A 26,650-nucleotide genomic window follows, 5' to 3' on the forward strand; every position below is an offset into this window, starting at 1 on the left:
CATAATACTTTGCTTACAAGTTTTGGAGACATCTTATTTATAGTGCTACAGATTAGTTCAATTCAGTAGATACGATTATAAATTGCTTCATTTAAACTAGTTCATTACGATTAACTATGATAAATTCCCGCGCCTAATGTGTTTTTCCGCTCGTTTATACCTGTGGTACCACCCTTTTTTCAGCATATAAAATATAAAGTTAAGATAGAAATGGAAACACCAAAAGTCAGCGTAAATGCTGCTGCAGCAAGATTGCCATTAGTTGAATTTATTCTGTTAATGGCCTTAATGACTTCATTGGTAGCGTTAAGCATCGATGCGATGTTGCCTGCGCTAGATACAATTGGCGACGAGTTAAATAGTGCTAGCAATCAACAAACTTATCTTATTATTTCTATTTTCTTCTTTGGTATGGCATTTGGACAAGTGTTTTTTGGACCTTTTGCTGATGCGAGAGGAAGGCGCTTAACAATTGTTGTGGGGCTATTAATCTTTTTGTTCGGTACTGCCATTTGTTATTTTGCCAAGAGTATGGAAGTACTGTTGATTGGCAGAGTTATTCAGGCCTTTGGCGTATCTGGCCCACGAGTCGCATCAATGGCATTGGTGCGAGATTTATATGTGGGCGACGCTATGGCGAGGGTTATGTCTTTTACTACAGTCATTTTTATTCTAGTCCCTATGATTGCACCCTTAGTAGGTCAGTTGGTAATGGGTGTTTTTGGTTGGCGCCATATTTTTACCGTGTTTGCTATTGTTGCGCTTATTACCGCTATCTGGTTCTTCTCCAGACAAAAGGAGACACTTCCTCGGGCACAACGCGTAAAATTTAACTTTAGCGCGTTTTTTGATTCCATTATTTGGTTATTAAAACAACCCGCTGTGATGGGCCCAGCCTTGGGAATGGGACTGATTTTTGGCTCTTTTTTGGCCTATTTAAGTGGCTCTCAAACTATATTTCAGTCGATTTACGATACTGGTGAGTATTTTCCTTTGTTGTTCGCTACTTTGGCATTCGCAATAGGGGCAGCCTCGTTTTTTAATGGAATGATGGTAGTCAAAATAGGCATGATCAAACTAGTGAAAGTAGCGTTAGTGTTGTCTATGGTATTTGGCATGACTTTAACTTTGGTTGGATTGCTCTTTTCAGGTGTGCCGCCATTATGGCTCTTTATTGTAGTCATGTTTTTTGGGTTTTTCTTTCTTGGTGTTTTATTTGGAAATTTAAACGCTTTGGCGATGGTGCCTGTGGGTCATATAGCCGGTGTTGGTGCAGCTTTTATTGGGTCATTTTCTAGCATTTTAGCAGTACCTATCGCCTTGCTGATCAATATGTTTTTAAGCGATACTATAATGCCTATTGCGTATGGTTTTTTGGTTTTTTCTATCGCGACATATTTAACCGTCTCTTTAGGCATAAAATATACGCCAAGCGAAGGGTAAAATTTAAGTTACAATCCAAAAAAGCGTAAAGTGGGAGAGAATTTACATTGAACATCGACTTACAGAGTCTTTCAAGTACACAAATTTATCATTTGATGACACAAACCGTTATACCTCGTCCTATAGCTTGGGTATTGTCAAGAAATAACGATGATAAAAGATTTGATATGCTGAATTTGGCACCATTCTCATACTTTAATGCGGTTTCAAGCGATCCGCCATTATGTATATTATCGATGGGTAAAAAACCCGACGGCAAAGTCAAAGATACAGCGGCTAACTTGCCAGTTGGTGCGCATTGTATTGTGCATATTGCGTCTGCCGAGAATGCAAAAACAGTCACCGCTACAGCCGCTACACTTGATTATGGCGTAAGTGAACTTGAACAAAACAATATTAAAACTATTGATCATGAAAATTGGTTATTGCCGCGTATTGAAAACTGTCCAATAGCCTATTATTGCAAAGTTCATTCAACGCAAGACATTGGCAATGCGCCTCAGCGCTTGGTTTTTGTTGAAGTACTAGAAGTGTATGTGAGTGATTCAGTGAGCAAGCAAGATGATAACGGCCGCATTGTTGTAGATGCTATGGCAACAAATCCTTTAGCGCGTTTAGGGGCAAATCAGTACGCGATTCTAGGTAGTGTACTAGATAACAAACGGCCTAAATAAAAAAGCCCGACCAAAAGGTCGGGCAAAAAGGAGCTTAGTTTAAGCACCTAACGACAGAACTGTGTCGCAACTGATATGTATTTAGCTAACGATTGCTTTCATATCAGTCATGTAACCCCTCAGGGTTTCGCCAATGGATTCTACTCCATGACTACGAATTGCTTTATTGGCCTGTACCAGCTTCATATTGTCCACGCCATTTGAAGTTTCACTTAAACCACCACCTATATGCTCTAGGGTTATTTGTGACATAAATGATTCTTGCATAAGTGGCACAGCTGCATTGGCAAATAAGTAGTTACCATATTCAGCAGTGTCTGAAATGACCACGTTCATCTCATATAACCGTTTACGTGATATGGTATTCGAAATTAGCGGTGTTTCATGCAAAGACTCGTAATAGGCAGATTCAGGCAATATGCCAGCTTCTACCATTACATCAAAGGCAAGTTCAACGCCAGTTTTGATCATGGCGACTAATAATATACCCTTATCGAAAAATTCTTGGTCACTGATTGTACCGTCATAAGCCGGCGCTTTTTCAAAGCCAGATTGTCCAGTTTCTTCACGCCATTTTAATAAGTTAGCATCACCATTAGCCCAATCTTCCATCATGGTTTTTGAAAACTCACCCGACAAAATATCGTCTTGATGCTTTTCAAATAATGGGCGCATAAGTGTTGTTAGCTGATCAGATAGGTCGCATGCAACGAGTTTTGCTGGGTTAGACAAGCGGTCCATCATGTTTGTCACACCACCAATTTTGAGTGCTTCTGTAATGGCTTCTAAGCCATATTGAATTAGTGCACCAGCGTATGCGGCATCTACACCGTCTGCGACCATTTTATCGTAAGCAAGTATAGCGGCAGCCTGTTGCATACCACATAAAATGGTTTGCTCACCCATAAGGTCAGATTTTACTTCAGCGACAAAACTGCTTTCCAGAACACCTGCTCGGTCACCACCAGTTGCACTTGCTAGTGCCTTAGCGTAATCCCAACCCTTTTGCTCAGGGTCATTTTCTGGGTGCACGGCGATTAAGGTTGGTACTCCAAAACCACGTTTATATTCTTCTCTCACTTCGGTACCAGGGCACTTAGGTGCACACATGACAACCGTAATGTCTTCGCGAATTTTTTGGCCTTCTTCAACAATATTAAAACCGTGTGAATACGATAAGCTTGCGCCTTTTTTCATGAGTGGCATAACAGCTTCAACGACACTGGCGTGTTGTTTATCAGGCGTTAGGTTGTAAACCAAATCTGCATTTGGGATAAGTTCTTGATACGTACCTACTGTAAAACCATTGCCATCAGCACGTTGGAAAGAATCTCTTTTTTCATCGATCGCCGCTTGGCGAAGGGCATAACTTATGTTCAGTCCAGAATCGCGCATGTTCAAGCCTTGGTTAAGGCCTTGTGCGCCACAACCAACTATGACTATGGACTTGCCTTTAAGGGCATCACATCCATTTTCAAATTCGTCACGTTGCATGAATCGGCAACGACTGAGTTGGTCGCGTTGTATTCTAAAATCTAAACTGTTGAAGTAATTTGCCATATATTTTCCGAGCACTTAAACAAATATGCTTGTTTGTTTGCTACAAATTAAGGGTTACAAAATTCTTGAAGTAGTGATGAGTTATTTATCAAACTACTGCTAGAAAAAAATGCGTCTGAGACGTCTATTTGTTAATAATACAACAATAGTTTATTTAATAAATTGAATTAAATGAAAAACAATATTACAAATTATGAAACAAATCCTTTATTATTATCAATTAAACATCAAAGACCAACGATATGGATTTAAAAAGCCTTAAACAATTCCAGCACTTAGCGAGCACTCTACACTTCTCTAAAACGTCAGAAGCAATGTTTGTGTCGCCGCCTACGCTTACTCGCAGCATAATGCGTTTAGAAGAGGAATGCGGTGCTCAATTGTTTGTGCGTAATAATCGCAATGTAGCCTTAACAAAAGCGGGAAAAAAGTTACTCGCTTTTGCTGAGACTACATTGGCAAATTTTCATCAGTTACAACTGGATATTGGCCATCAAAAAGATGTGTTAAGCGGCGAGCTTGCTATTTTTTGCTCGGTTACGGCAGCGCAAACCTATTTGCCTAATGTGCTCGACAGCATGCGTGCAGAATATCCAAGTGTGGATATTAAGCTAGATACTGGAGACCATGCTATTGCCCTAGCAAAAATTACAACTCTAGAAGCTAACCGAGCAGATGCCGCAATTGCGATACACACGCCAGATTTCCCTTCTAACATTCATTTTCAGGCAATTGATAGCGTTCCTTTGACCTTAATCGTGCCAGCGCAGATGGACGTGAGTGTCGTTGAGGATATTGAATGGAACAAGACTGACGTGATAATGCCTGCTCGTGGCCCTTCAAAGCGTATCGTCAACCATTGGTTTGCTGAACACAATATTCGACCACGGGTGTATGCTCAAGTATCGGGTAATGAGGCTATAGTCAGTATGGTGGCTTTAGGTCTTGGTATAGGGTTTGTGCCGCGAATAGTGCTAAAAAACTCAACTGCTAAAGACAAGGTCCTGAGTATATCGGTTGGTGATATTGAATCTTACAAACTTGGCTTATGTTACTTAAAAGAACGCGCTAACGAAGCGCTTATTCAAGCGTTAGCTAGCTTGTTTTCAGTAAGAAGTTAGTCCTATTTGCTTGTCTATATTGTGATGATATTACTCTACCGACAATCTATTATAGATGCTTGTTGTTCACCGCTACTGAGTTAATTGCCTGAGCAATTTGTCAAAACCCCTATAAGAAAGCGCTTCGGATAGGTGCACTTTACTAATAACTTCTTCTGATTCCATGTCGGCGATACTTCGAGCCACTTTTAAAGTGCGGTGATAAGCTCGCATCGATAAGCCTAACTTGTCGATTGCGCTAGTAATGAATTGTCTATTGGCTTTTGACAGTTGAGCAACTTCGTCAAGCTCCTTGTTGTTTAAGGTAGCATTTAATTTACCTTGTCGATTTAACTGTGTCTGTTGCGCTTGTATAACAATAGCCTTAACTTGGTTGCTAGAGAGTGTGCATGTTTGTTGCTTATTTAAAGCTTTACTGATATCGATTTTAGGGACCTGAACTTGTAAATCTATCCGATCTAATAAAGGGCCAGATATTTTGTTTAAGTAGCGTAATATTTGGTCTGCATTGCAGCGATTGTCATTTACATCGCCGGTGGGACTTGGGTTCATTGCGGCAACGAGCTGAAATTGACATGGATACGAGGTTTTATGTCGTGCTCGCGACAAGTTTATTTCGCCAGTTTCGATGGGTTCGCGTAATACATCAAGCGTATGGCGGCCAAATTCGGGCAGTTCATCTAAAAACAAAACTCCTTTGTGAGCGAGGGTAATCTCGCCTGGCATAGGATAACTTCCACCCCCCACCAACGCAGCGGCTGAGCTAGAATGATGAGGCTGTCGAAAAGGCCGTTTGCGCCAATTATGAGGGTTTATTTGCTGACCCACTACTGACTGTATGGATGCAACGGTCAACGCTTCTTGTTCGCTCAAATCCGGTAAAATGCTGAGCAAGCGATTTGCAAGCATACTTTTGCCTGTGCCCGCTGGCCCAAACATCAATATATTATGCGAGCCGACAGCCGCAATTGCTAAAGCTCGCTTTGCGTGTTGTTGGTGAATAATATCGTCTAAATCGCCATATGTGCGAGATGAGTCAGCAATGTTGTCAATGCTTGTTGATACGTAAGCTTGTTCAAGTGTTTTTTTGTCGGTTAAATGTAAATAAACCTCCCATAGGCTTTTTGCTGAAAGTACTTTAGCTTTGCTAACAATGGCTGCTTCACTTGCATTAGTTTCGGGGAGTATTAATTCGCGTTTACACTCAGCAGCAGCAAAAGCCATGGGCAGGGCGCCTTGTATACTGCGCAGCTCTCCCGATAAAGCAAGTTCACCCACAAACTCATATTTTTCTAAACAACCCGCTCCTATCCCTTCATGAGCGCAAATTATACCCACTGCAATTGCCAAATCGAACTGCCCACCGCCTTTAGGCAAATCGGCTGGGGCCATATTGACAGTGATGCGCTTTGCAGGAAATTCAAAACCTGCGTTGATCATCGCGCTTCGAACTCTGTCCCTGCTTTCCTTGACAGTTGTCTCAGGTAAACCGACTAATTGGAAAGCAGGGAGGCCGTTAGATAAATGCACCTCAATGGTGACCAAAGGCGCATCAATACCAAGATTGGCGCGGGTATATACTAGGGAAAGTGACATGCTTGTCTTTTCTCATCCATGAGTTGTTAATCAACGTGGATGATTATTGGTAAAAAAGGACTTACAGGCAACTGGCTATCAGGCTAGTTTCTTTAGGTTCATGTAAGGTTCCAAAAAATCATAGCGTTTAACCACATTCTCGTCGGCTTTTGATAAGGCAATGGTTTGAAACCATGACTTGGCATCTATAATTTTAATCGGCTTTGTCAGTAACAGCACCCGTTGAAGCTGAGCTGACCGTTTTCGCATATTTGGCCAATAATCCACGCTTGTATCGTGCTTCTGGTTTGCGCCAATTTTCACGACGAGCTGCTAACACCTCGTCCGACACATTTATGTTCATCTGATGTGTTTCTGCGTCGATTGTAATGCTGTCGCCATTTTCAACGAGCGCGATTGGGCCACCTTCGTACGCTTCTGGTGTGACGTGACCTATTACAAAACCGCGACTACCGCCTGAAAAACGCCCGTCGGTGATTAAGGCCACATCATCTCCTAATCCTTTGCCCATAATAGCAGAAGTTGGACTTAACATTTCGCGCATGCCAGGCCCGCCTTTAGGACCTTCATAGCGGATTACAACTACGTCATTAGCGACTACCTCACCGTCAATTATTGCTGCAAAGGCTTGTTCTTCTGACTCATAAACCTTGGCTTTGCCGGTAAAACTTAATCCTTCTTTACCTGTGATTTTTGATACGGCACCTTCAGGTGCTAAGTTTCCTTTGAGAATAACCAAGTGACTGTCTTTTTTGATAGCTTTGTCGAAGGGTAGAATAATATCTTGTCCGTCAGGGTAATCACTCACGTTTGCTAAGTTCTCTGCCATTGTTTTACCGGTCACTGTCATGCAATCACCATGCAACATACCGGCGTCTAGCAAGCGTTTCATAAGAGCTTGTATGCCACCAATTTCAATCAGTTCTGACATTAGGTATCGACCGCTTGGGCGAAGGTCGGCTATTACTGGCGTGCGTTTACCAATGCGCACAAAATCGTCTAGTGTGACCTCAACACCTACGGCGTCTGCCATAGCAATAAGATGCAACACAGCGTTAGTGGAGCCTCCTAACGTGATAATTAGCGTAATCGCGTTTTCGAAAGCTTCTTTCGTCATGATGTCCGACGGTTTAATATCATGGTCAAGCAAATGTTTAATGGCTTTGCCTGCATTAATACAGTCTTCTTTTTTACTATCGGATACTGCATTTTGAGCAGAGCTATTGGGTAAACTCATACCCAGAGCTTCAATGGCAGAAGCCATAGTGTTGGCGGTGTACATACCCCCACATGAGCCAGCACCTGGAATGGCGGTTTTTTCAATATGCTCTAATTGCGTAATGGGAATATCGCCTTTCGCATGTCCGCCAACCGCTTCAAAAACCGACACAATATCGGTATGATTTTCACCTGGGAGTATTGTACCGCCATAAACGAAAATAGACGGGCGGTTTAGCCGAGCTAATCCCATTAAACAGCCAGGCATATTTTTATCGCAGCCACCAATAGCAATAATGCCATCGTGGCCCATACATGCCGAAACCGCTTCTATAGAGTCGGCAATCACTTCACGCGAGACTAAGGAATATTTCATACCCTCGGTGCCCATCGAAATGCCATCAGAAATAGTAATAGTATTGTAAATAACGCTCTTTGCGCCCGCTTCATCTACCCCTTTACCGACTTCTTCAGCAAGTGTATTGATGTGCATATTGCAGGGCGTGACCATGCTCCAAGTAGACGCTATTCCTACTTGAGATTTTTTAAAATCGTTATCACCAAAACCTACAGCCCTAAGCATTGAGCGACTTGGCGCTTGGGCAGTGCCATCGACTATTTTTTTAGAATATTTGCGGGCATTGTCAGAATTTGATTTTTGGCTCATAGCTAGACTCTTATATTGGATAATTGTGGGAAAACAATAGTAGTAAAATTAGTTGGATGTGAGCAGGTACTGGTCCATAGACACAATCAATTAAGTGCAACAGGGTAACGTTAGTTTTGTAATAGTCAAGATGACTGCATATTTATTCAAAATTTTTTTCGTCATTCCTGAATATTACAGAGAGGGAACAGCGCTATTGGCTAAAATAACTTTTTTGCCTTGTTCACTGTAAATATAAGCCAAAAACCTAAGGACATTGGGTGATGGACTTTTAGCAGTAATTAAAAAAGAGTCTCGAGTAAAAGGATAACGTTTATTGATTAGGTTAGTTGAACTAGGATTTATACCATTGATGGGTAAAGCGCTAATCGTTCCATCACTCTGCGTCACTCTAACTAGTGTTGTTATGCCAATAGCTCCTGCAGTTTGCGAGAGCGCTTTTGCCATTTGACCTGATTTTTTTTTAGTCTTTACATCTGGCGATAAAAGCAATCTTGAGAAGCAAGGGATTTGAGCAACAAGCACTTCTGTATCAACCTCATCGAAGGGCCTAACAAATGGCTTTATGGGTACTTTCTTCCCGCCAAGCTTCTGCCAGTTTTTAGTTTTTCCAGTGTAAATATCACACAATTGTTGATGTGAAATATTATCGATATTGACTTTAACGTTGACGCCTATCACTACCGCCATTTTAGCAAACAGATGAACCTTAAATCCTTGATCAGTAAGTCGTTCAATATCGACACCATGACTCGCCATAGCAATATCGATTTTATTCTCGACTAAAGCCTGAATTCTATCCTTTGGGTTTAGTCCTGAACCGATTTTAATACTTTGCGGGTGTGTCTTTTTAAAGTCTTTAACCAAAGCCTCAACAAGCGGTTTTACTCCGGTTGAACCATCGATTATAAGTTGGTTTTTTGCATAAGCTTTACAAGCAAGAAGGATAAAAAACAAGGCAAACGCATAGGCTTTTTTCATGTTCTTTGTTCGAATTTTTAGTGACAAGAATGGTGCTATAGTATCGTGTAAAAGTTGAATTGGGTATACAGCAATGCATCAAATTGTAAGTAACAGGCTGGCCTTATGTAAGACCAGCCGCTTAGACATTACTTAATTTACTAAACAGCATCCTTTAAGTGTTTAAAGTATGTTGTTAACGCGTGGCAGATGCTCCTGCTGTCCATGGACCACCTGTTTCAACTATTGCATTTTGCAGTGCAGGTAGTGTGGTTTCGTAAACAGTGTTGACACGTTTGCTTACCGCATCTAAGCCTTCGTTAGCAAAGCCTAATTGTTCACGGTGTTGCTGCGTAGGACCATAAGAAGAACGCATTGCCGACATCGCATAGCCCAACCTGCTATTGATATTAGCCGGTTTTGCCCCTTTACGATTTCTTGACTCAAGGCCATTCAACTCAAAATTGATGGCATTAATTTCTGATTGAATACTCGCAAACTGCGATTCCAATGCCGCAACATTTGAGGGTGTACGGTCGATTGCTTTGCGCACAGCCTGCATAGTCGAATCAATTTCATCAAGCATTAATGAGCTTATAGAAGAACGTTTTTGAGCAGCAATAATTGCATTACTGAAGTTCTCGATTTCCTGTTCATCTGGTCCCTCTAGGGCTTTTTGATAAATCGATTTCAGCTCTAGTTCGACCGGTTGGGCTAGCTGAGTCACATCAGCGCCAACACGTTTAAATAAGGTGGCTGTATACTTTCCTGGCATGGCAGTTAACCCTCTGTTACGCCAGCCGGACTCTTCTTTACTTGAGGTAACTGCCCTATTGCTTGCATAAGTCATGTCCCAAGTAATACGATGCAGACCTTTTTGCGATTGCCCCTCAATGCGGTTCACAAAATCCCCATCGTCATCATGTATTTCAATATAAACGGCAGGTTTGGCTTGCTGATTTTCTGCTTCGATGGCCTCCCAACTTGGATATTTAGGGTAATCTTCTTTTTTAACCATTTCCTTTTCAGCTTTTTGACGCAACTCTTTGGCAGTCAACAGACTATCCTTCAAGTAATAAGTCAAAGTTGCACCGTGCTCAGGGTTTTTAGCAGCATAACGGTCGTCACCATCGGTTCGGGTGTGGTTTCGATCAAGCTGGAACCACTTCACAGGACGACTCGGTGCAAATAACAGAGCGTCACTTTCCATAGATTCTTCGGTCAATTGACGCAGCGGTGCATAATCATCAAGAATATAAATACCACGTCCAAAAGTACCGGCAACCAAATCGTTTTCGCGGCGTTGGATTTTTACATCGCGAGTTGAAATAGTGGGTATACCGCCTTCAAGTTCTAGCCATTTTTCGCCACCATCAACTGTAAAAAAGATGCCAAATTCAGTGCCGATAAACATTAAGTTTTTGTTTACATGATCTTGAACAATGCGCCAAACTAAATGCTTGTCTGGGATAGTGTCGGCGATTGAAGTCCACTTTTTCCCAAGGTTGGTTGACTTAATAAGGTAGGGTTTAAAATCGCCATACTTATGGTTATCTAACGCAACATAAACAGTATTCGGGTCGTACAAATCAGCACGGATGTCATTCACGTAGGCGGTTTCAGGAACTCCTCTTACATCATCAAGGTCGATTTTTTTCCAATTTTTACCACCGTCTGTAGTTACCTGAATCAGTCCATCATCCGTTCCTACCCATAAAATATCTTCGTCTACTGGGCTCTCTGAAAAATTTGCGATAGTGTGGTATTCGGACATGGCATAGATATCCCAACCGGCTTCTACCGACCAAGTTCTTCCCATCATTGGCATGTGCATACGGTTTTCGTTTTTGGTTAAATCGCCTGACAATGGCGTCCAACTATCACCTCGGTTATCTGAACGCCACACTCTTTGTGAAGCAAAATAAATCCGCTTTGGATCATGGGTAGAAACATTAATTGGCGCATCCCAGTTATAACGTTCAGCTGGTTCACCCGGACGCGGTTGAGGTTTAATGTAAACGCCTTCTTTAGTTTTACGGTCAATACGAGTTAAGTTACCTTGCTGCCACTGAGAGTACATTATGTCCGGATTACCGGGTTCCGTAGCAGGTTGATGCCCATCGCCACCAAGTGTAAGGAACCAATCTTTGTTCTTGATACCTTCTGTGCGGTTTGTTCGTGATGGGCCGCCTTGAGTAGAGTTGTCTTGCGCGCCTGCATACACCATATAAAAAGGTTGTGAATCGTCAGCGGCCACTTTGTAAAACTGGGTCAATGGCAAGTTAGCAATAAAGCGCCAGTTTTCCATGCGATCGTGCGACATATAAATACCACCATCAGAACCGATGAGCACAAAATCTGGATCGGTGGGATGGAATGCCATAGCGTGATCATCAACGTGTTTACGACGTGTGCTAATAGGTGTCCAAGTTTCGCCACCATCATCCGACACTTTGCTGTAATTACTAGCAATATAGACGCGGTCAAACTGATGGCGGTCGGCAAAAATTTCTTGGTAATAGTGCGGACCTGTTCCACCGCCCACTTCGTCTGATAATTTGGTCCAACTCGCACCTTGATTATCGGAGCGATAAAATCCGCCTTTACGGTTATCGATTTCAATTGTTGCATAAACAACATCTGGGTTAATAGGCGAAATAGCCATGCCAATTTTACCCATATTTCCACTAGGTAAACCTGTTTTTAACTCCGTCCAGGTTTCACCACCATCGTCAGAAGTGTGTATGCCTGAGCCTGGGCCAGTCCCTACATAGGCCGCAACCGTGCGTTGACGAGACCAAGTCGCTGCATACAGCTTGTCTGGATTGCGCGGATCGATAAGTAACGACGTAACACCGGTCCATTCATCTTCGGGTGTTAATACTAATTCCCAATTTTTACCGCCGTCGCTTGTTTTGAATAGGCCACGTTCACCGCCACTGGTCCAAAGTGGACCTTGCACTGCCGCCCAAACCGTATTTGAATCATTTGGATGGATAATAATATCGGAAATGCGCTCGGATGCTTTCAAGCCCATATTTTTCCAAGTTTCACCACCATCTAAAGATTTGTAAATGCCGTCACCAAAACTGATATGACGACCACCGTTATTTTCACCTGTACCGACCCAAATAATATCTGAATTACTCGGATCAATCGTGACGTCACCAGTGGAATATACGGCCTGTTTGTCAAAAATAGGTGTCCATGTGGTACCCGAATTCTCGGTTTTCCAAACACCGCCTGAACCCACTGCGGTGTACCATGTTGATGGATTTTTTTGGTCAACTTCAATATCTGCAATCCGGCCAGACATATAAGCCGGGCCAATGTTGCGAAATTCCATCGATTTAAAGGTACTGCTGCTAAAGGCTTTGTCTTTTTTATCATCAGATTTGTCAGCTAGAGAAAAATTGCAAGATAGCATGAGAGACGCAGTTAGCGCCGCATGGAGAAATTTCTTCATATTATTTTTCCTATTTCGAAGATTCCGTTTTGTTGTCTAAATCATTCTACAAAATGAACAGACCCTGTTTTATACAAACAACGTTAAAACACAGTATACAAGTATTTGATATTTCAGCCAGTTTAAGCGACTACGATAATGTCTGTATATAAATGATAATCCAACAGCATAAAGCGAATGAGACTAGGATGTGCTTATCTCAACACTATTTTTAGATTTTTTATGAAAGAAGTAAAAGTATCCAGACAATGCAGCGCATGCGAAGAGTGCATAGCTTAAATAACCAAAAGCATCATTAAATGCATACACATAACTTAAGGAGTTTAGGTTTTCATTTGGTTCGCCATATGCCAAGTTGTCTAAACGATAGGTGTTAGCACGCGTGTTGATGTAAGCGGTTATGCCAGCTATGCTAAAAGCACCACCTAGAGTACGGAAAAAGCTATATTGTGTTCCCATGCTTGAACTTAATTCAGCTGGCGCGGCGCTTAACATTATCATTGATAAAGGTAACACTAACAGCAGTAAGCCTAAGGATCGTAACAACTGAACAGTCAAGAATTGATCGGGTCCAAAATCGACTCCCATACTGGAAAGCACTACACTCATAGCGCCCAGCACAACAAAAGCCAAAGAAATAAGTGAATAGGCAGGAAACTTGTCGCGGACTTTGATAAAAATCGGCAGTAATATAATTTGTGGTACTGCAGCAAATAATATTACTTTAAAAATGGTTTGCGGTGTTGCATTGTGCACAGTAATTAAATAATACGGTACTAAATACAACAAGCCATAAACAATCACGCCCATTAAAGCCGACATCATCAACACAGTCGCACTTTCTACATACTTAAACAATCGTAAGTCAAACAACGGTTGCTTTTGCAGGCTTTGCCATATTAGCCCCGCAATTGTGAAAGTAAGTCCGGCAAAAACGAGAGCCCTTATGTGTTTATCGCTAAGACCGTCCCATAAATAAAAATGTTCTAAAGCCCATACAATCAAACCAAAACCAAGACACAAACAAATAAATCCTGCTAGATTTGGATACGATAATTTATCGGGTGCAGACGAGACTTGTGTGTTTTTAAGCGCGTTGGATTTTACGAATAAGCAAGGCAGGGCAATAAACGCAATAAAGATAAACATATAAGAAATTAGCTCTACCGGCAATGATAAACCGACCAGCGGGCCTAAAATAGGGGCGGTAATGGTGAGTGCAGTAAACGCAGTTATCGCGCTTTTTTGCTGTTCATTATCCACTTGGGTTTTAATCAGAATGTATGGTAAAGGTAACAGTAAACCACCAAAAGCTCCCTGTAACGCTCTGACCAAAACAAAGCTATCTATTTGAACTACTGAGAAAGCTGCTAATGAACTCAACAAAAAACCGGCACCAGCCAAATTTAACAAACGCTCAGGGCTGAAAAATCGCAACCAAATGGGAATGGTTGACATAAAAGTAATTTCAGCAACTAAGTATATTGAAGTTGCCTTAGACATTTCTGGTAAGGTGGCAGCATAAAAGTTAGATAACAAAGCAGTGCTAGCGCTCACTGCATTAAGCGCAAATATAGCGGCAAAAGCGCCTAAAAAAGCCGCATAAACCGAAAACGGCAATGACATTTTCATTTTATCGAAACTTTAGCCGACATTCCCAGTGCAATATGTGTTTCTGAGGGAGTTTCAAAGGCTATGCGCACCGGAATTTTTTGCGTTAACCGGGTATAACTTCCCGAGGAATAATTAGGGGAAACTCCTGATACTTTTGCTCCAGCAATGGGCTCTATTTGAAGCACCGTGCCAACCACTGGGTCGGGATAAGCGTCGAATAAGATATCAGCCTCGTCGCCTATTTGTATCTGACTTAAATACGATTCAATAAAATACGCAGTAATGTAGAGATTTTGGTTGTCGATGATATCTATCATGGCATTGCCAGCAGTCGCAACCTCACCTTTTTTGACCATAATTTTATTAACTACACCGCTAATAGGCGACACGATAACATGGTCATTTTTTATTTTTTTATGTAAGTCTATTTGTCTATTTAACAGGGCTATTTCGTCTTTTATGTCTCTTTGACGTTGAGTTAATGAAGCGATTTGATTAAGCAAATCTATTTCTAACTTCTGATGAGTAGCAAGTTGTTGCTGCTGTGTGTTTAGCGCAAATGTGGTGTTGTCTACTACCGTTTGCGAGGCGTTTTCGCCTAATGTTCTAAATTGAGATAAACGCGATTGAGTGTATTCAATCATACTGGAGGTGTCGTTTACTGATTTTTCTACTCGCTCAGCTCTTGCTCTTAATCCGGGTAAATCGATTTCAGTATTGTTGAGTTCGTTAGTAAGTGTTAGCAATGAGGCAGTCAAACTCAATGTTACATTTTCATGTTTCTTTGTATCTAATACAAATAATTCTTGGCCTAGTGTAACCAATTCACCTTCTTTGACCGTCTGTTCAACTACCAAAGCATTGAGAACACTTGCAGGCCTATATTGTTGGCCATCGACAAAAGCGATATCGGTTTTAGGTTTGGTGTATATTCGCCAGTCAATAAACGTAACAGATACACCAATAATCAGGGTTATAACCAATAGAGCTATTCGGAACATTCGTCTTCTCGGTATCCCATAGCACAGGTATAGCCTTCACCTGGGTATTGTTTTTGTTTGTGTCGCATTAAATTTCCATCGTAAGTTGCGCGTGCCAAAGAGGTAACGGGCGTGTAACCCTGCTCGTTCCATAACAACATAAATCTTAGCTCAACACGCAACTTGTTGTCACTTTTTAATGTTGGATGAAATGCCGCATATTCAATTCTTTCTTGCAGAATAGAATTTTTAGGTGCTTGCTCTACCTCCTCTAAGCTAGGAGACAGGAATACTTCTTTTCCTCCAAAGCCATTAGGATGCTTAAGCACCATGTTGTTTAAATCAAACTCTTTGGCATTATCTAAGGCAAAGGTTTTTGGGAGAGTATCATGAGATATTCGACTTAAAGAGGCTTTATCGACCTTGTAATACCAAGCTGGATGGTTGAAATGGCTTATGTTTTTATGTTTTAGTAAATTCAGCAAAAGGGTCTGTTCGTCGTCGTTTAGAGTATGAAAAATTGAGCGGTGATAGCAGCGTTTGATACTTTGCACACCATTATCGCACCAATGCATCCATTTTCTTTTGTACGGGTATATGTCCAATATAGAACGAGGCGAAGCGATGTGTAAGCTGCTCATGAAATCGTCTGCTGTGCCTTGGCGAATAATATTTTGATCTAACATTACTAGATGGTGGGCAGGCAAACCATGCGTAATAGTGTCTTCGACGAGCTTGCGCCTAGTATGTGTACTTGTTTGGCAAAGTGTAGAATCAGGTGCATAGAGGTCTTCTAAATCTAACATTAGACTCATAGCTGAAGGGAAAGCTTGTGCCTCAATAAGCTTGATGTCGAGGTCACCATTTGTTTCTACTATTGCGAAATCAACGCTAAAGCAGTCGGGTGTATCAGTTTTAAGAGTTTTATTGAGTGCTTCAATGCCTGGAGAGTAAACTTTATTGTTGGTAAGCAAATCTGCAATTTGGCAGGCTTTTTTTGCCCAAGCATCCAGTTTTTTTTGCGCAAAAAATATCGGATGATGCAAAAAAATCTCTGTTGATGGGTGTGGCCATCGTTTAGCTATGCGTTTTGAATTTATTAGCGCTTGGCGTGAGTACGCCATGCAAAAATTGTCATACAACTGTTGTTTCTTCTACGTTCACGTTAAAGTGTTCACAAAGCGTTTGCAATGCTGCCTCGGGAAGGCGTTTTTTAGTTTTAGCGATCAAGGTATGCATAATTGTGCTCATCTCTACTTGCTCATACTGGTCATTGAATAAGCAGGCATTTTTGCCATCACGCATTGCAATCCACCGATTTTCGTTGATAAGGCTAGTAGGTGCTTTCCAATTTTCTAATACTGTGTTTTTTCGATGAATTTGTTCAACAACTGCAAACATAAGCGTTAGCATTGCACTGGCTAGCTGACTGTTAGCCTGCATATCCATATTGCGCACTTCGATAGTACGATAAACTGGGTGGTATCGCGCATCAAACCAAAGCTCGGTAGTTCGTTCAAGGACTTTTTGATTAACCAAATGATTCAGCTTCGCTATTTCACTTTTCGCACTGCTAATAACGTCAGGTATGCCGGTGCGAGGTAAGCTAGAAAATGCAGTCATGCGGTAGCATTCCATTCCGGTATCTCTGCCAGCAAATTCACGTGAGTTTGCACTCATCGCTAAAAAAATAGGCAAATAAGAACGCAAGGTATTGAAGACTCTGGGCATATCTTCTTCAGTAATACCACCAATGTGACCATGCATGCCAAACACTAATCCGCGTTTTAGTACTTCACCGTAACGCTCTAAGGTCTTTCCATGATATTCAGTGTCAACTAAAGGTTCGTTTTGCCATTTAAGTGTAGGATGCGTACCACCAGCAAAAACAGTGGCGTCGTGAATGTTTGCCTGGGCGTGAAGCCATGCTCGACTATTTGAGCAATGGCGTGCTACATCTCGAAATGAAGTGAGTATATGGCTTGAAATCTCAACGACACCCAAATGTGTCTCTTTGCTTAGCGAAAAATTTTCAGTTGGCGAATCCCAGACATCAAAAGGAGGGAGGGCAGATTGTCTGCCATCCCTACTTAACCACATAAATTCTTCTTCTATCCCGTATGTAAGCATATCCGTCCCCGAATGCTTTTTACTTATTATTTTGAGACTCTTTTCACTACAAAAGTCTACTTTATGGAACCTATTCTACGATATTTTTTTAATAAGGTATACTTTTTTATATCTAGGAATAATTTACGATACTTGACAAGCTTTAGATCTAAAATTTTTTTCAATAATTTCAAAGATGTTTTACATTCTAAGGTTTTTAACTATTTTAGAATAATTTTGTGTTTCAGGACACTGTTGGGGCTTCGCTAAGTAAGAGATTTCTTTTCTAAAACCCTATTTATGTTGGGCTTTTTTCATTATTGACGAATTATGTTCAAGTATCTAAGCCTGGAAATTAAAATTAAAAACAACAAGCGTTACCCACATTTAATGTTTACAATATCTTATAAATATAAAAAGGAGAGACTGATGCCAAATTTGGGTTCAGTAGTAGTATATATCCGCAACTTGATACGTGAGCAGAATTAGATGATGAGAACTGTTTCTGAATATTTGGTAAACATACTTAAAGCCCCAATTTACGATGCTGTTAAAGTAAGCGATACAAGCAAGCTCGAAAGCTTATCAAAACAGCTGGGTAACCATATTTTCTTAAAACGAGAAGACCAACAGCCGGTTAAGTCCTTCAAATTACGCGGAGCTTACAACTGCATGGCTCAGTTAAGCAATGAGCAAAAAGCCGCTGGCGTTATCGCTGCTTCTGCTGGAAATCATGCACAAGGTGTTGCATACGCAGCGAATGCGATGGGCATTAAAGCGACTATCGTGATGCCTGAAACCACCCCCGATATAAAAGTAAATGCAGTCAAACACTTTGGTGGGGATTTTGCGACTGTCATTCAGCATGGCACCAGTTTTGATCAAGCGAGCGCATATGCTAGTCAATTATGTACAGAAAAATCTTTGTCTATGATCCCTCCTTTTGACCACCCTGACGTCATTGCTGGTCAAGGGACTATTGCCAAAGAACTCCTAGAACAATTGAACCATATTGATATTTTATTTGTTGCTGTTGGTGGAGGGGGATTAGCTGCTGGTATGGCAGTGTTTATAAAACAAATAAAACCTGAAATTAAAATTATTGCTGTGGAGTCAGAAGAATCCGCTTGCTTAAAAGCTGCGCTCGAAGCAGGTAAACCTGTCATGCTTGATCATGTTGGTATTTTTGCTGACGGTGTTGCAGTGAAAATAATTGGTGAGGAACCATTTGAGATATGCAAGCAATTTGTCGATGATGTGATGACAGTATCAAATGATGAAATATGTACCGCTATTAAAGATATTTTTGATGACACCCGAGTGATTGCAGAACCTGCTGGTGCGCTGTCGATTGCCGCTATCCGAAAATATTGTCGAGAGCATGAGACAGTAGGTAAAAGCATGGCCGGAGTGTTATGCGGCGCTAATATCAATTTCCATACTTTGCGTTATGTGTCGGAGCGGTGCGAGCTAGGTGAACAGAAAGAAGCAGTATTCGCAGTAAAAATCCCTGAAACTAAAGGTGCGTTCAAAGCTTTTTGTACGCTACTAGGTGGAATAGTAATTACCGAATTTAATTATCGTTTTAGCGGTACCGAAGAAGCACATATTTTTGTGGGCGTAAAGCTACGAAATGGCGCTGAAGAATTTGCAGCTTTGATGAGTAAACTGACTTCCAAAGGGTATGATTGTTTTGATATGTCACAAAATGAACTTGCGAAATTGCATGTTAGACACATGGTAGGTGGCCGCCCAAAAGTACAATTTGAAGAAAGTGTTTTTAGTTTTTCTTTTCCTGAGTATCCTGGGGCATTGATGCACTTTTTAAATACTTTGGGTGAATCTTGGAATATTACCTTGTTTCATTATCGTAATCACGGCGCCGCTCAAGGCATGGTATTAGTTGGTTTTGAACTGAGTCATGAACAAAGAGCTAGTTTCCAGCGCTATTTGGACGAACTCGATTTTGACGTCCGAGAACATGTTAATGATCCAGCTTATGAGTTCTTTTTATCCGCTCGCTAGTTAGCCCCAGTAGAGGCATTTACATCTTGTTTGGATCAAACATTTCTTTCATTTGATTAGCAAATGCAATAAATTTTTCTTTCACAGTAGTGCGAATTTTAATCGTCAAGTCACTTAAAATTATTACGCCTTCCACAGTGATTGTTGGCGCTTGAGAAGGGGCTATAGACGCAGCGCGGTTTTTTACACTGCCCAATACGCAAACCGCCTTAGAAACAATATTAACGTTTTCGGGCACAAAAATTCGCTCGCTACCCATGAAGCTAATTATTTTAATACGCACATTGGGTGAGGAAAACCGAGCATCAGTGAAATCTATTTTTGCGCTACCAAGAATAGAGTACACTTTGATTAATTTGGGTACTTCCCATACACCGCTACGGTCAGTTTCAGAAAGAACACTTATCATGTTTTCGCTTTCTTCAACTTCATTGTTGGCATAATTGACCGAGAATTGTTTTTGCTTATGTTGTTTTATTGTGTCATCAGGAGCGTCTGATAAATCTTCGATTTCATCTAGCATTGCCTGATTACTAGTCGCCGCAATGACTTTATCGAGCCTGCGCTCAAACGCTTCATTTGAGATAAAACCATGACTGTAGTTATGAATGAGGGTATCGATAACTTCTTCTTTTACCTGTTCTCTTGGGCGATCTTCTAACTTTACAGTCATTTTTATGTCCTTTAATTCTATTGGCGATTTTAGGGGGTTATTTCAGCCATGAGTCCATTTAAAAGCATAGCGCGTGCCAAAAATAAAATGATTTAAAAACAATGACCTATGTTTTTTGGGATTCATTCTGTTGAGTAAAATCACTACAACTTAGTGTATTTCGCAAAAAAATATGAGTTTAAATGCGTTCCAAATGTTGAATAATTTCTGGCCAAACAAGAGGTTCAATTGCATCTTTCAAAGTCTTACTCGCATCAGAAAAACCTAAGCTACCGTCTTCGTGGCTTTCAACAAGCTTGTTTTCGCGTAAAGCATTTACAAAAGTACCCAATACATTCTTGTCATAAAACTCAGGCGAGTGCATTCCAAATAAAATAGACAGTCTTTCTGCAACAGTAGTTGATTGGCGTTCTAATTGTGAGCGGCCAATATTTTTTTCGGTTTCTAAGACCCTTAATACAACGGCATACCGCTGCCAAGTCTCTTGCATACTCCGACTCATTAACCAAGCACTGTGAAATCCCTTCGAGCTTGTTTCAGGTATGCTAATTAATTCGTCAGACTGCTGCAAAAAGCCTTGTTGAAGTAAGTAAGGTAATAAAGAATCAACGTATGCAATGGCTTGTTCTATGTTCATATGCATAAAAAACTCACGCTTTAGCATTGGATATAGATCTTGAACTAACCCTAACAATGCCGATTTGCTTAATTTCTTATGGGCGAATACAGCTGCCATTACCAAGCTAGGAAGCGCAAACATATGCATAATGTTATTGCGGTAAAAGGTAAGTAGTAGAGCATTGTCTGGTTTGGGAGAAACCATTTCACCATACTTATCTTGGGTTTGTTGAAAGCGATTTAAGGCTAAGGTGCGATTAACAATTTCGCTTGCCTCTGCACTAGGGAAAGTAGCATCATCACTATATGGATTAGCTTTGAATATTGCCAAAAAGTCAGTGACGGCGGTGACTAATTCGTCTTTACTCATAATTTGTGTTTTAGATGACAATAAGCAAAAGGCTAATAGTGCAGTCCCATTTAATGCCGCATTTTTATTAATTGTGGTCATTATTTTGGTGGCAAGATTATTCACGGTAGGTGTTAGCCATTTGGGCTTTTTGTCGCCTTCAGGAATTTGTTCACGCCAGTCAGATACTTGTTCATCTAAGTATGTATGCAAGGCGATAGGTTCGCCAAAATTGACATAGCCATGCCCATAGTTTTTTAATTTTCTGATAGCAGAGAAAACTTGAGTAGGTGACTCTTTCTTCTTGGATTTTCCTTTGAGTTCTTTTTGGTAACTCTTAACTTCCATAACGTGCTCATACCCAAGGTAAACGGGCACGATAGATACGGGCCTTTTTACGCCTTTGGTTACAGCTTGTATGGTCATGGCTAGCATGCCAGTTTTGGGAGGTAGTAAACGACCTGTTCTGCTACGACCGCCTTCAGGGAAATACTTAACGGAGTAACCTTTATTAAACAGTAATTCTAGATATTCTCTAAATATTGAACTGTATAGCTTATTGCCTGCAAAACTGCGACGTAAGAAAAACGCCCCGCAGCGCCTAAAAATTGGGCCAGCTGGCCAAAAATTTAAGTTAATACCGGCAGCGATATGTGGCGTGACCAATCCTTCATGATAAATCACATAAGTCAGCAATAAATAATCCATATGACTTTTATGACAAGGTACATAAATAATTTCATGTCCATTGGCTGCTAATTCGCGCACTCTTTCTGCATGCGATACATCGATACCGTCATATATCTTGTTCCAAATACGCGTTAATAATCGGTCGGCAAGCCGTATTAGACCTTCGCGATAATCGGCAGCTATTTCGTCCACATATTTAATTGCTTTCTGCCGGGCTTTTTCTGGGCTGAGTTTTTTCTGTCGACTTTCTTCTTCTATCGCTTGTTTGACCGCTTTTGCGCCAAGTAACGAGTTATGTAGTGTTTCTCGTTCTAATAATGTTGGGCCACTTAATGTTTGTCGTTTACGCTGGAAATGAGTGCGTGCCACTCTTATTAATTTGTGTGCTATTTGTTGGTCACTGCCTTTTAAAGAAGCCATTTCCCGAGTTGAAACCGGTTTTGAATAACTAACAAAGTTGTCACGACCAAAAAATAAAACGATAAATGCCTTACGCAACCAATTTGGAGAAGCTTTTATGGCTAAAAGCTGTGCAAATCCAGATTTTTCCTTTCCTGCTGAGCGACCCCAAGAAATAAAAACCGGTACGACTTGGGCATCAAGGTCTTCGAATTCTCTATGCAAGTTAAACATTTTGGTGAAATTTTCTTCGATCGTGGTTGGCTTAATACGTTTAGTAAGAAGACTTTGGGGACGATCTAAATAATAACTACGATTATGCTCTTGGTTGACTAGGGTTAGTGGTTTGTTAGGAGCGGGTAAACCTAGCGCTTCGGTTGACTTTTGCAGTGCTATAGCATCAGTAAAAGATTTGGTTTGTAACAAGTATACAATAGGGCGAGTTTTGTCTATCCCCAGTTCGTTTGATAAATCGTTTGGCACGCTTTTTACTGACACCATCCAGCCGATGGGGGCGGCGATCAGTTTTTTGAAAAAGAGACCTATCGAATTCATAACTACTCCATTGTCGCCTTTGTACAGGCCATTTATGCCCGATATATTAACAGGCAAAGCCGCCATCTGCCTAGTTATATGGGGCCAAGTTAACAAAATAGAATACCATGGGTTAAACATATTTTTGCTATTCAGCGCATGATTTGATGTTCGTTGCTTTATTTTGGGTGGAAAAATAAAGTTGCTTCTAAAGCAATACTGGATATACTAGCAACAACTGTATAGAAAAACAGGCTGTTTATGCGTCCACTAACACCACGACAACAAGAAGTTCTAGATTTAGTCAAAACAACAATGATTGACACAGGTATGCCGCCTACTCGAGCTGAAATTGCGCGGCAATTAGGTTTTAAATCTGCTAACGCAGCAGAAGAGCATCTAAAAGCCCTAGCAAAAAAAGGTGTGATTGAAATTTTGCCTGGTACATCTAGGGGCATTAAATTAAATGTTGATTTGGAAGATGAAGTTGAAGAAGGTTTACCATTGATCGGTCAAGTAGCCGCAGGTGAGCCAATATTGGCACAAGAACATGTCGAAAATCGTTTCAAACTCGATCCAGCCATGTTTCATCCTCGCGCCGACTTTTTGCTTAGAGTAAAAGGCGAGAGTATGAAAAATATTGGCATAATGGATGGCGACTTGTTGGCTGTTCACAAAACTGACCAAGTTAATAACGGTCAGGTTGTGGTAGCCCGAGTTGATGAAGATGTTACAGTCAAACGTTTTGAGCGAAAGGGTAGCGAAATTTTACTGCATGCAGAAAACGAAGAATTTGCGCCAATACGGGTAGATCTTGCTTCTCAATTTTTCACGATTGAAGGTCTTGCAGTAGGCGTTATTAGAGATCACGCAGGATTATAAAACATACTATTGAGTGTTAAAAATATTATTAGATCACAAGGCAACGATTAAAAGTTGCCTTTTTTGTACATAAAAGTTTCCTTCACCACGAAAAACTCGAGCAAAACAGAAGAAAAAAGTAACAAAAAACTAGACTCTTAACCTGATTTGTCCGATGATTATATAGGTATTTACATAATCAAAACAATTGCATTACTAGTTATTAATCTAAAGTCGAAAAAATACCATGAAAGCACTGCCGCTTTTTATGGTATTAGAGTTGTAATGCATAAATGGGAGTCCTAGTGTGAAGCTTGTAAAATTCATTTCGTGGTTGTCTTTGGCAACAGTCGGCTTTTCAGCAATTGCAGTCGAGACCGGAAGATCCGATCTTAACTTACGCAAAGGTGTGTCTGATATTAGTCATCAAGTTTATGATTTACATATGTTGATGTTCTACATCTGTGTAGTAATCGCTGTGGTCGTGTTTGGTGTCATGTTTTATTCCATGTTCGCTCACCGCAAATCTACAGGAGCGAAACCGGCTAATTTCCATGAAAGTGTGAAAGTCGAAATCGCGTGGACTGTCATTCCATTTCTAATTCTTATTTTTATGGCGGTTCCGGCAGCGAATACCCTAATTGATATGGAAGACGTCAGTGAAGCAGATATAACAATTTTGGTCACTGGTTCCCAATGGAAATGGCATTATGAATATCGTGAAAACGATATAGATTTCTTTTCTGTGCTAGCAACTCAGCCCGAGCAAATAGCCAATAAATTCGACAAAGGCGAAAATTATCTTTTAGAGGTTGATCGTCCCTTAGTTATACCAACTGGGAAAAAAGTCCGTTTTTTAATTACCTCTGACGATGTTATCCACAGTTGGTGGGTACCAGATTTCGCTGTCAAAAAAGATGCGAATCCTGGTTTTATCAACGAAGCTTGGACTAATGTAAACGAACCGGGTATTTACCGCGGTCAATGCGCCGAATTATGCGGCAAAGACCATGGGTTTATGCCGGTTGTAGTTATTGCTAAAGAACCCGCTGAATATGAAGCATGGGTAAACGAACAAGAAGCTATTGCGCGTAGAGCAAGAGAAGAAGAGCAACGCTTGCTTGCGATGAATATGAGCATGGAAGAATTAATGACCACAGGTGAGCGAGTTTACAAAGCGGTTTGCGCGGCATGTCACCAAGTCAACGGTGAAGGTTTACCCGGTGTGTTCCCAGCTTTGAAAGGCTCCAAAATGGCGCTTGAAGATATCGATGGTCACATCGATATTATCGTGAACGGTAGCCCGGGTACGTCGATGGCTTCTTTCGCGCGTCAATTAACGATGTCGGAAATAGCCGCAGTGACAACATACGAGCGAAATGCTTGGGGTAACAACACTGGCGATATGGTTCAAGCCAAAGATGTCAACGCAATTATGAATGGCGAGGAGTAGAGTATGTCAACTGCCACTGAAAATGTTCAAGATACACCTAGCACTGACCATGGTGCTGCCGACCATCATGATGACCACCATCATCATATTCCAAAAGGCATAACTCGTTGGTTATTTACCACTAACCATAAAGATATAGGCACTCTCTATTTGTGGTTTGCTTTTATCATGTTCTTGGTAGGCGGAGCCATGGCAATGGTGATTCGTGCTGAGTTATTTCAACCTGGTTTACAAATAGTAGAACCCAACTTCTTCAATCAAATGACCACTGTGCATGGATTGATCATGGTATTTGGTGCGGTTATGCCAGCCTTTACAGGATTGGCAAACTGGTTAGTACCGATGATGATTGGTGCGCCAGATATGGCGCTTCCTCGCATGAACAACTGGAGTTTTTGGATACTACCATTCGCTTTCCTAATATTACTTGCATCTTTGTTTATGGAAGGCGGCGGTCCGGCATTTGGTTGGACTTTTTACGCACCTCTGTCTACTACTTATAGTGGTGACAGTACTGCATTGTTTGTTTTTTCAGTGCATATCATGGGTATTAGTTCAATTATGGGCGCGATTAACGTTATTGTGACCATTTTCAATATGCGTGCTCCTGGCATGACATATATGAAACTACCGATGTTTGTTTGGACTTGGCTAATCACGGCTTTCTTGTTAATTGCGGTTATGCCAGTTTTAGCAGCTGCGGTAACAATGGTGCTTACCGATAAGTTCTTCGGTACCAGTTTCTTTGATGCTGCTGGTGGTGGTGATCCGGTAATGTTCCAGCATATATTCTGGTTCTTCGGACACCCAGAAGTATATATTATGATTTTGCCAGCTTTTGGAATCATCTCGCATATCGTACCAACCTTCTCGCGTAAAAAACTGTTTGGTTATGCATCGATGGTTTACGCTACGGTCTCTATTGCCTTACTTTCATTTATTGTATGGGCGCATCACATGTTTACTACTGGAATGCCAGTGTTTGCTGAAATGTTCTTTATGATAGCGACTATGCTTATTTCGGTGCCGACTGGTGTTAAAGTATTTAACTGGGTAGCGACTATGTGGCGCGGCTCTATTAGTTTTGAAGTACCCATGCTATTCGCCATTGCATTCATTGTTCTATTTACCATTGGTGGACTGTCGGGCTTAATGCTTGCAATAACACCTGTTGACTTCCAATATCATGATACTTATTTCGTTGTTGCTCACTTCCATTATGTATTGGTAACGGGCGCAATATTCTCGATTATGGCAGCTGCGTATTACTGGTTACCAAAATGGACGGGTAAAATGTTTGATATAGGTTTGGCTAAGGCTCATTTTTGGTGTTCTTTAGTGTCGGTCAACGTGTTGTTCTTCCCAATGCACTTTGTAGGTTTAGCTGGTATGCCTCGCCGTATACCCGATTACGCATTGCAATTTGCCGATTTCAATAAGTGGATATCGGTGGGTGGTTTTGCATTTGGTTTATCTCAATTAATCTTCTTATGGTTACTGATTAAAGCATGTAGAAAGCAAGGTGAACCTGTCTCGAGTCAAGTTTGGGAAGGAGCCGAAGGTCTTGAGTGGGAAATTCCTTCTCCTGCGCCTTATCATACTTTTGAAACGCCACCAGTGGTTAAGTAAGAATAGTTAAC

At 41.1% G+C, this 26,650-nt stretch carries 18 protein-coding genes; 7 read left to right on the top strand and 11 right to left on the bottom strand.

The window, feature by feature from the left end; translation table 11 throughout:
* The first annotated feature begins 210 nt into the window (after positions 1–210).
* Positions 211–1,443 (top strand): multidrug effflux MFS transporter, encoded by a 1,233-nt coding sequence (locus RM552_RS09685; RefSeq protein WP_311368630.1) that lies wholly within the window; start codon positions 211–213, stop codon positions 1,441–1,443.
* A gap of 47 nt (positions 1,444–1,490) precedes the next feature.
* Positions 1,491–2,117, top strand: coding sequence for a flavin reductase family protein (locus tag RM552_RS09690; RefSeq protein ID WP_311368631.1), 627 nt, complete (start codon positions 1,491–1,493; stop codon positions 2,115–2,117).
* An 81-nt stretch (positions 2,118–2,198) separates the two neighbouring features.
* On the opposite strand, the gene ilvC is transcribed toward RM552_RS09690, so the two are convergent.
* The gene (ilvC, locus tag RM552_RS09695) at positions 2,199–3,677 is read right to left on the bottom strand and encodes a ketol-acid reductoisomerase (RefSeq protein WP_311368632.1); all 1,479 of its coding nucleotides are present in this window, start codon (positions 3,675–3,677) and stop codon (positions 2,199–2,201) included.
* A gap of 242 nt (positions 3,678–3,919) precedes the next feature.
* On the opposite strand from ilvC, the gene ilvY reads away from it, so the two are divergent.
* Positions 3,920–4,798 (top strand): HTH-type transcriptional activator IlvY, encoded by an 879-nt coding sequence (gene ilvY, locus RM552_RS09700; RefSeq protein ID WP_311368633.1) that lies wholly within the window; start codon positions 3,920–3,922, stop codon positions 4,796–4,798.
* 72 nt (positions 4,799–4,870) lie between these two features.
* Here the strand turns inward: ilvY and RM552_RS09705 are convergent, their stop codons facing one another.
* From RM552_RS09705 to RM552_RS09740, 8 genes are all read right to left on the bottom strand, one after another.
* A complete protein-coding gene (locus RM552_RS09705; protein WP_311368634.1) occupies positions 4,871–6,394 on the bottom strand; it encodes a YifB family Mg chelatase-like AAA ATPase in 1,524 nt (507 codons plus the stop codon).
* 193 nt (positions 6,395–6,587) lie between these two features.
* Positions 6,588–8,279: a dihydroxy-acid dehydratase gene (ilvD, locus tag RM552_RS09710; RefSeq protein ID WP_311368635.1), complete on the bottom strand. Its 1,692-nt coding sequence runs from the start codon at positions 8,277–8,279 to the stop codon at positions 6,588–6,590.
* 174 nt (positions 8,280–8,453) lie between these two features.
* Positions 8,454–9,260 (bottom strand): substrate-binding domain-containing protein, encoded by an 807-nt coding sequence (locus RM552_RS09715; protein ID WP_311368636.1) that lies wholly within the window; start codon positions 9,258–9,260, stop codon positions 8,454–8,456.
* 175 nt (positions 9,261–9,435) lie between these two features.
* Entirely contained in the window at positions 9,436–12,705 is a 3,270-nt protein-coding gene (locus RM552_RS09720; RefSeq protein WP_311368637.1) for a WD40/YVTN/BNR-like repeat-containing protein, read from the bottom strand.
* Positions 12,706–12,888: 183 nt separating this feature from the next.
* Positions 12,889–14,337 (bottom strand): MFS transporter, encoded by a 1,449-nt coding sequence (locus RM552_RS09725; protein WP_311368638.1) that lies wholly within the window; start codon positions 14,335–14,337, stop codon positions 12,889–12,891.
* Complete coding sequence (locus RM552_RS09730; protein ID WP_311368639.1) at positions 14,334–15,320, bottom strand: HlyD family secretion protein; 987 nt, start codon at positions 15,318–15,320, stop codon at positions 14,334–14,336. Before RM552_RS09730 ends, RM552_RS09725 begins: the two co-directional genes overlap by 4 nt.
* Positions 15,308–16,423: a hypothetical protein gene (locus RM552_RS09735; RefSeq protein WP_311368640.1), complete on the bottom strand. Its 1,116-nt coding sequence runs from the start codon at positions 16,421–16,423 to the stop codon at positions 15,308–15,310. Before RM552_RS09735 ends, RM552_RS09730 begins: the two co-directional genes overlap by 13 nt.
* Positions 16,424–16,433: 10 nt before the next feature.
* Positions 16,434–17,429: a carboxylate-amine ligase gene (locus tag RM552_RS09740; RefSeq protein WP_311368641.1), complete on the bottom strand. Its 996-nt coding sequence runs from the start codon at positions 17,427–17,429 to the stop codon at positions 16,434–16,436.
* A gap of 468 nt (positions 17,430–17,897) precedes the next feature.
* On the opposite strand from RM552_RS09740, the gene ilvA reads away from it, so the two are divergent.
* Positions 17,898–19,433: a threonine ammonia-lyase, biosynthetic gene (gene ilvA / locus RM552_RS09745; protein ID WP_311368642.1), complete on the top strand. Its 1,536-nt coding sequence runs from the start codon at positions 17,898–17,900 to the stop codon at positions 19,431–19,433.
* Positions 19,434–19,452: 19 nt separating this feature from the next.
* Here the strand turns inward: ilvA and RM552_RS09750 are convergent, their stop codons facing one another.
* Positions 19,453–20,106, bottom strand: coding sequence for a LiaF domain-containing protein (locus tag RM552_RS09750; protein ID WP_311368643.1), 654 nt, complete (start codon positions 20,104–20,106; stop codon positions 19,453–19,455).
* A gap of 178 nt (positions 20,107–20,284) precedes the next feature.
* Entirely contained in the window at positions 20,285–22,717 is a 2,433-nt protein-coding gene (gene plsB / locus RM552_RS09755; RefSeq protein ID WP_311368644.1) for a glycerol-3-phosphate 1-O-acyltransferase PlsB, read from the bottom strand.
* A 240-nt stretch (positions 22,718–22,957) separates the two neighbouring features.
* On the opposite strand from plsB, the gene lexA reads away from it, so the two are divergent.
* From lexA to ctaD, 3 genes are all read left to right on the top strand, one after another.
* Entirely contained in the window at positions 22,958–23,578 is a 621-nt protein-coding gene (gene lexA / locus RM552_RS09760; RefSeq protein WP_311368645.1) for a transcriptional repressor LexA, read from the top strand.
* Between the two features lie 313 nt (positions 23,579–23,891).
* The gene (coxB, locus tag RM552_RS09765) at positions 23,892–25,010 is read left to right on the top strand and encodes a cytochrome c oxidase subunit II (protein WP_311368838.1); all 1,119 of its coding nucleotides are present in this window, start codon (positions 23,892–23,894) and stop codon (positions 25,008–25,010) included.
* Positions 25,011–25,013: 3 nt separating this feature from the next.
* A complete protein-coding gene (gene ctaD / locus RM552_RS09770) occupies positions 25,014–26,639 on the top strand; it encodes a cytochrome c oxidase subunit I (RefSeq protein ID WP_311368646.1) in 1,626 nt (541 codons plus the stop codon).
* Positions 26,640–26,650 lie beyond the last annotated feature (11 nt).

Origin of the sequence: Glaciecola petra (assembly GCF_031846345.1) — a bacterium.
GTDB classification, from domain to species: Bacteria; Pseudomonadota; Gammaproteobacteria; order Enterobacterales; family Alteromonadaceae; genus Glaciecola; species Glaciecola petra.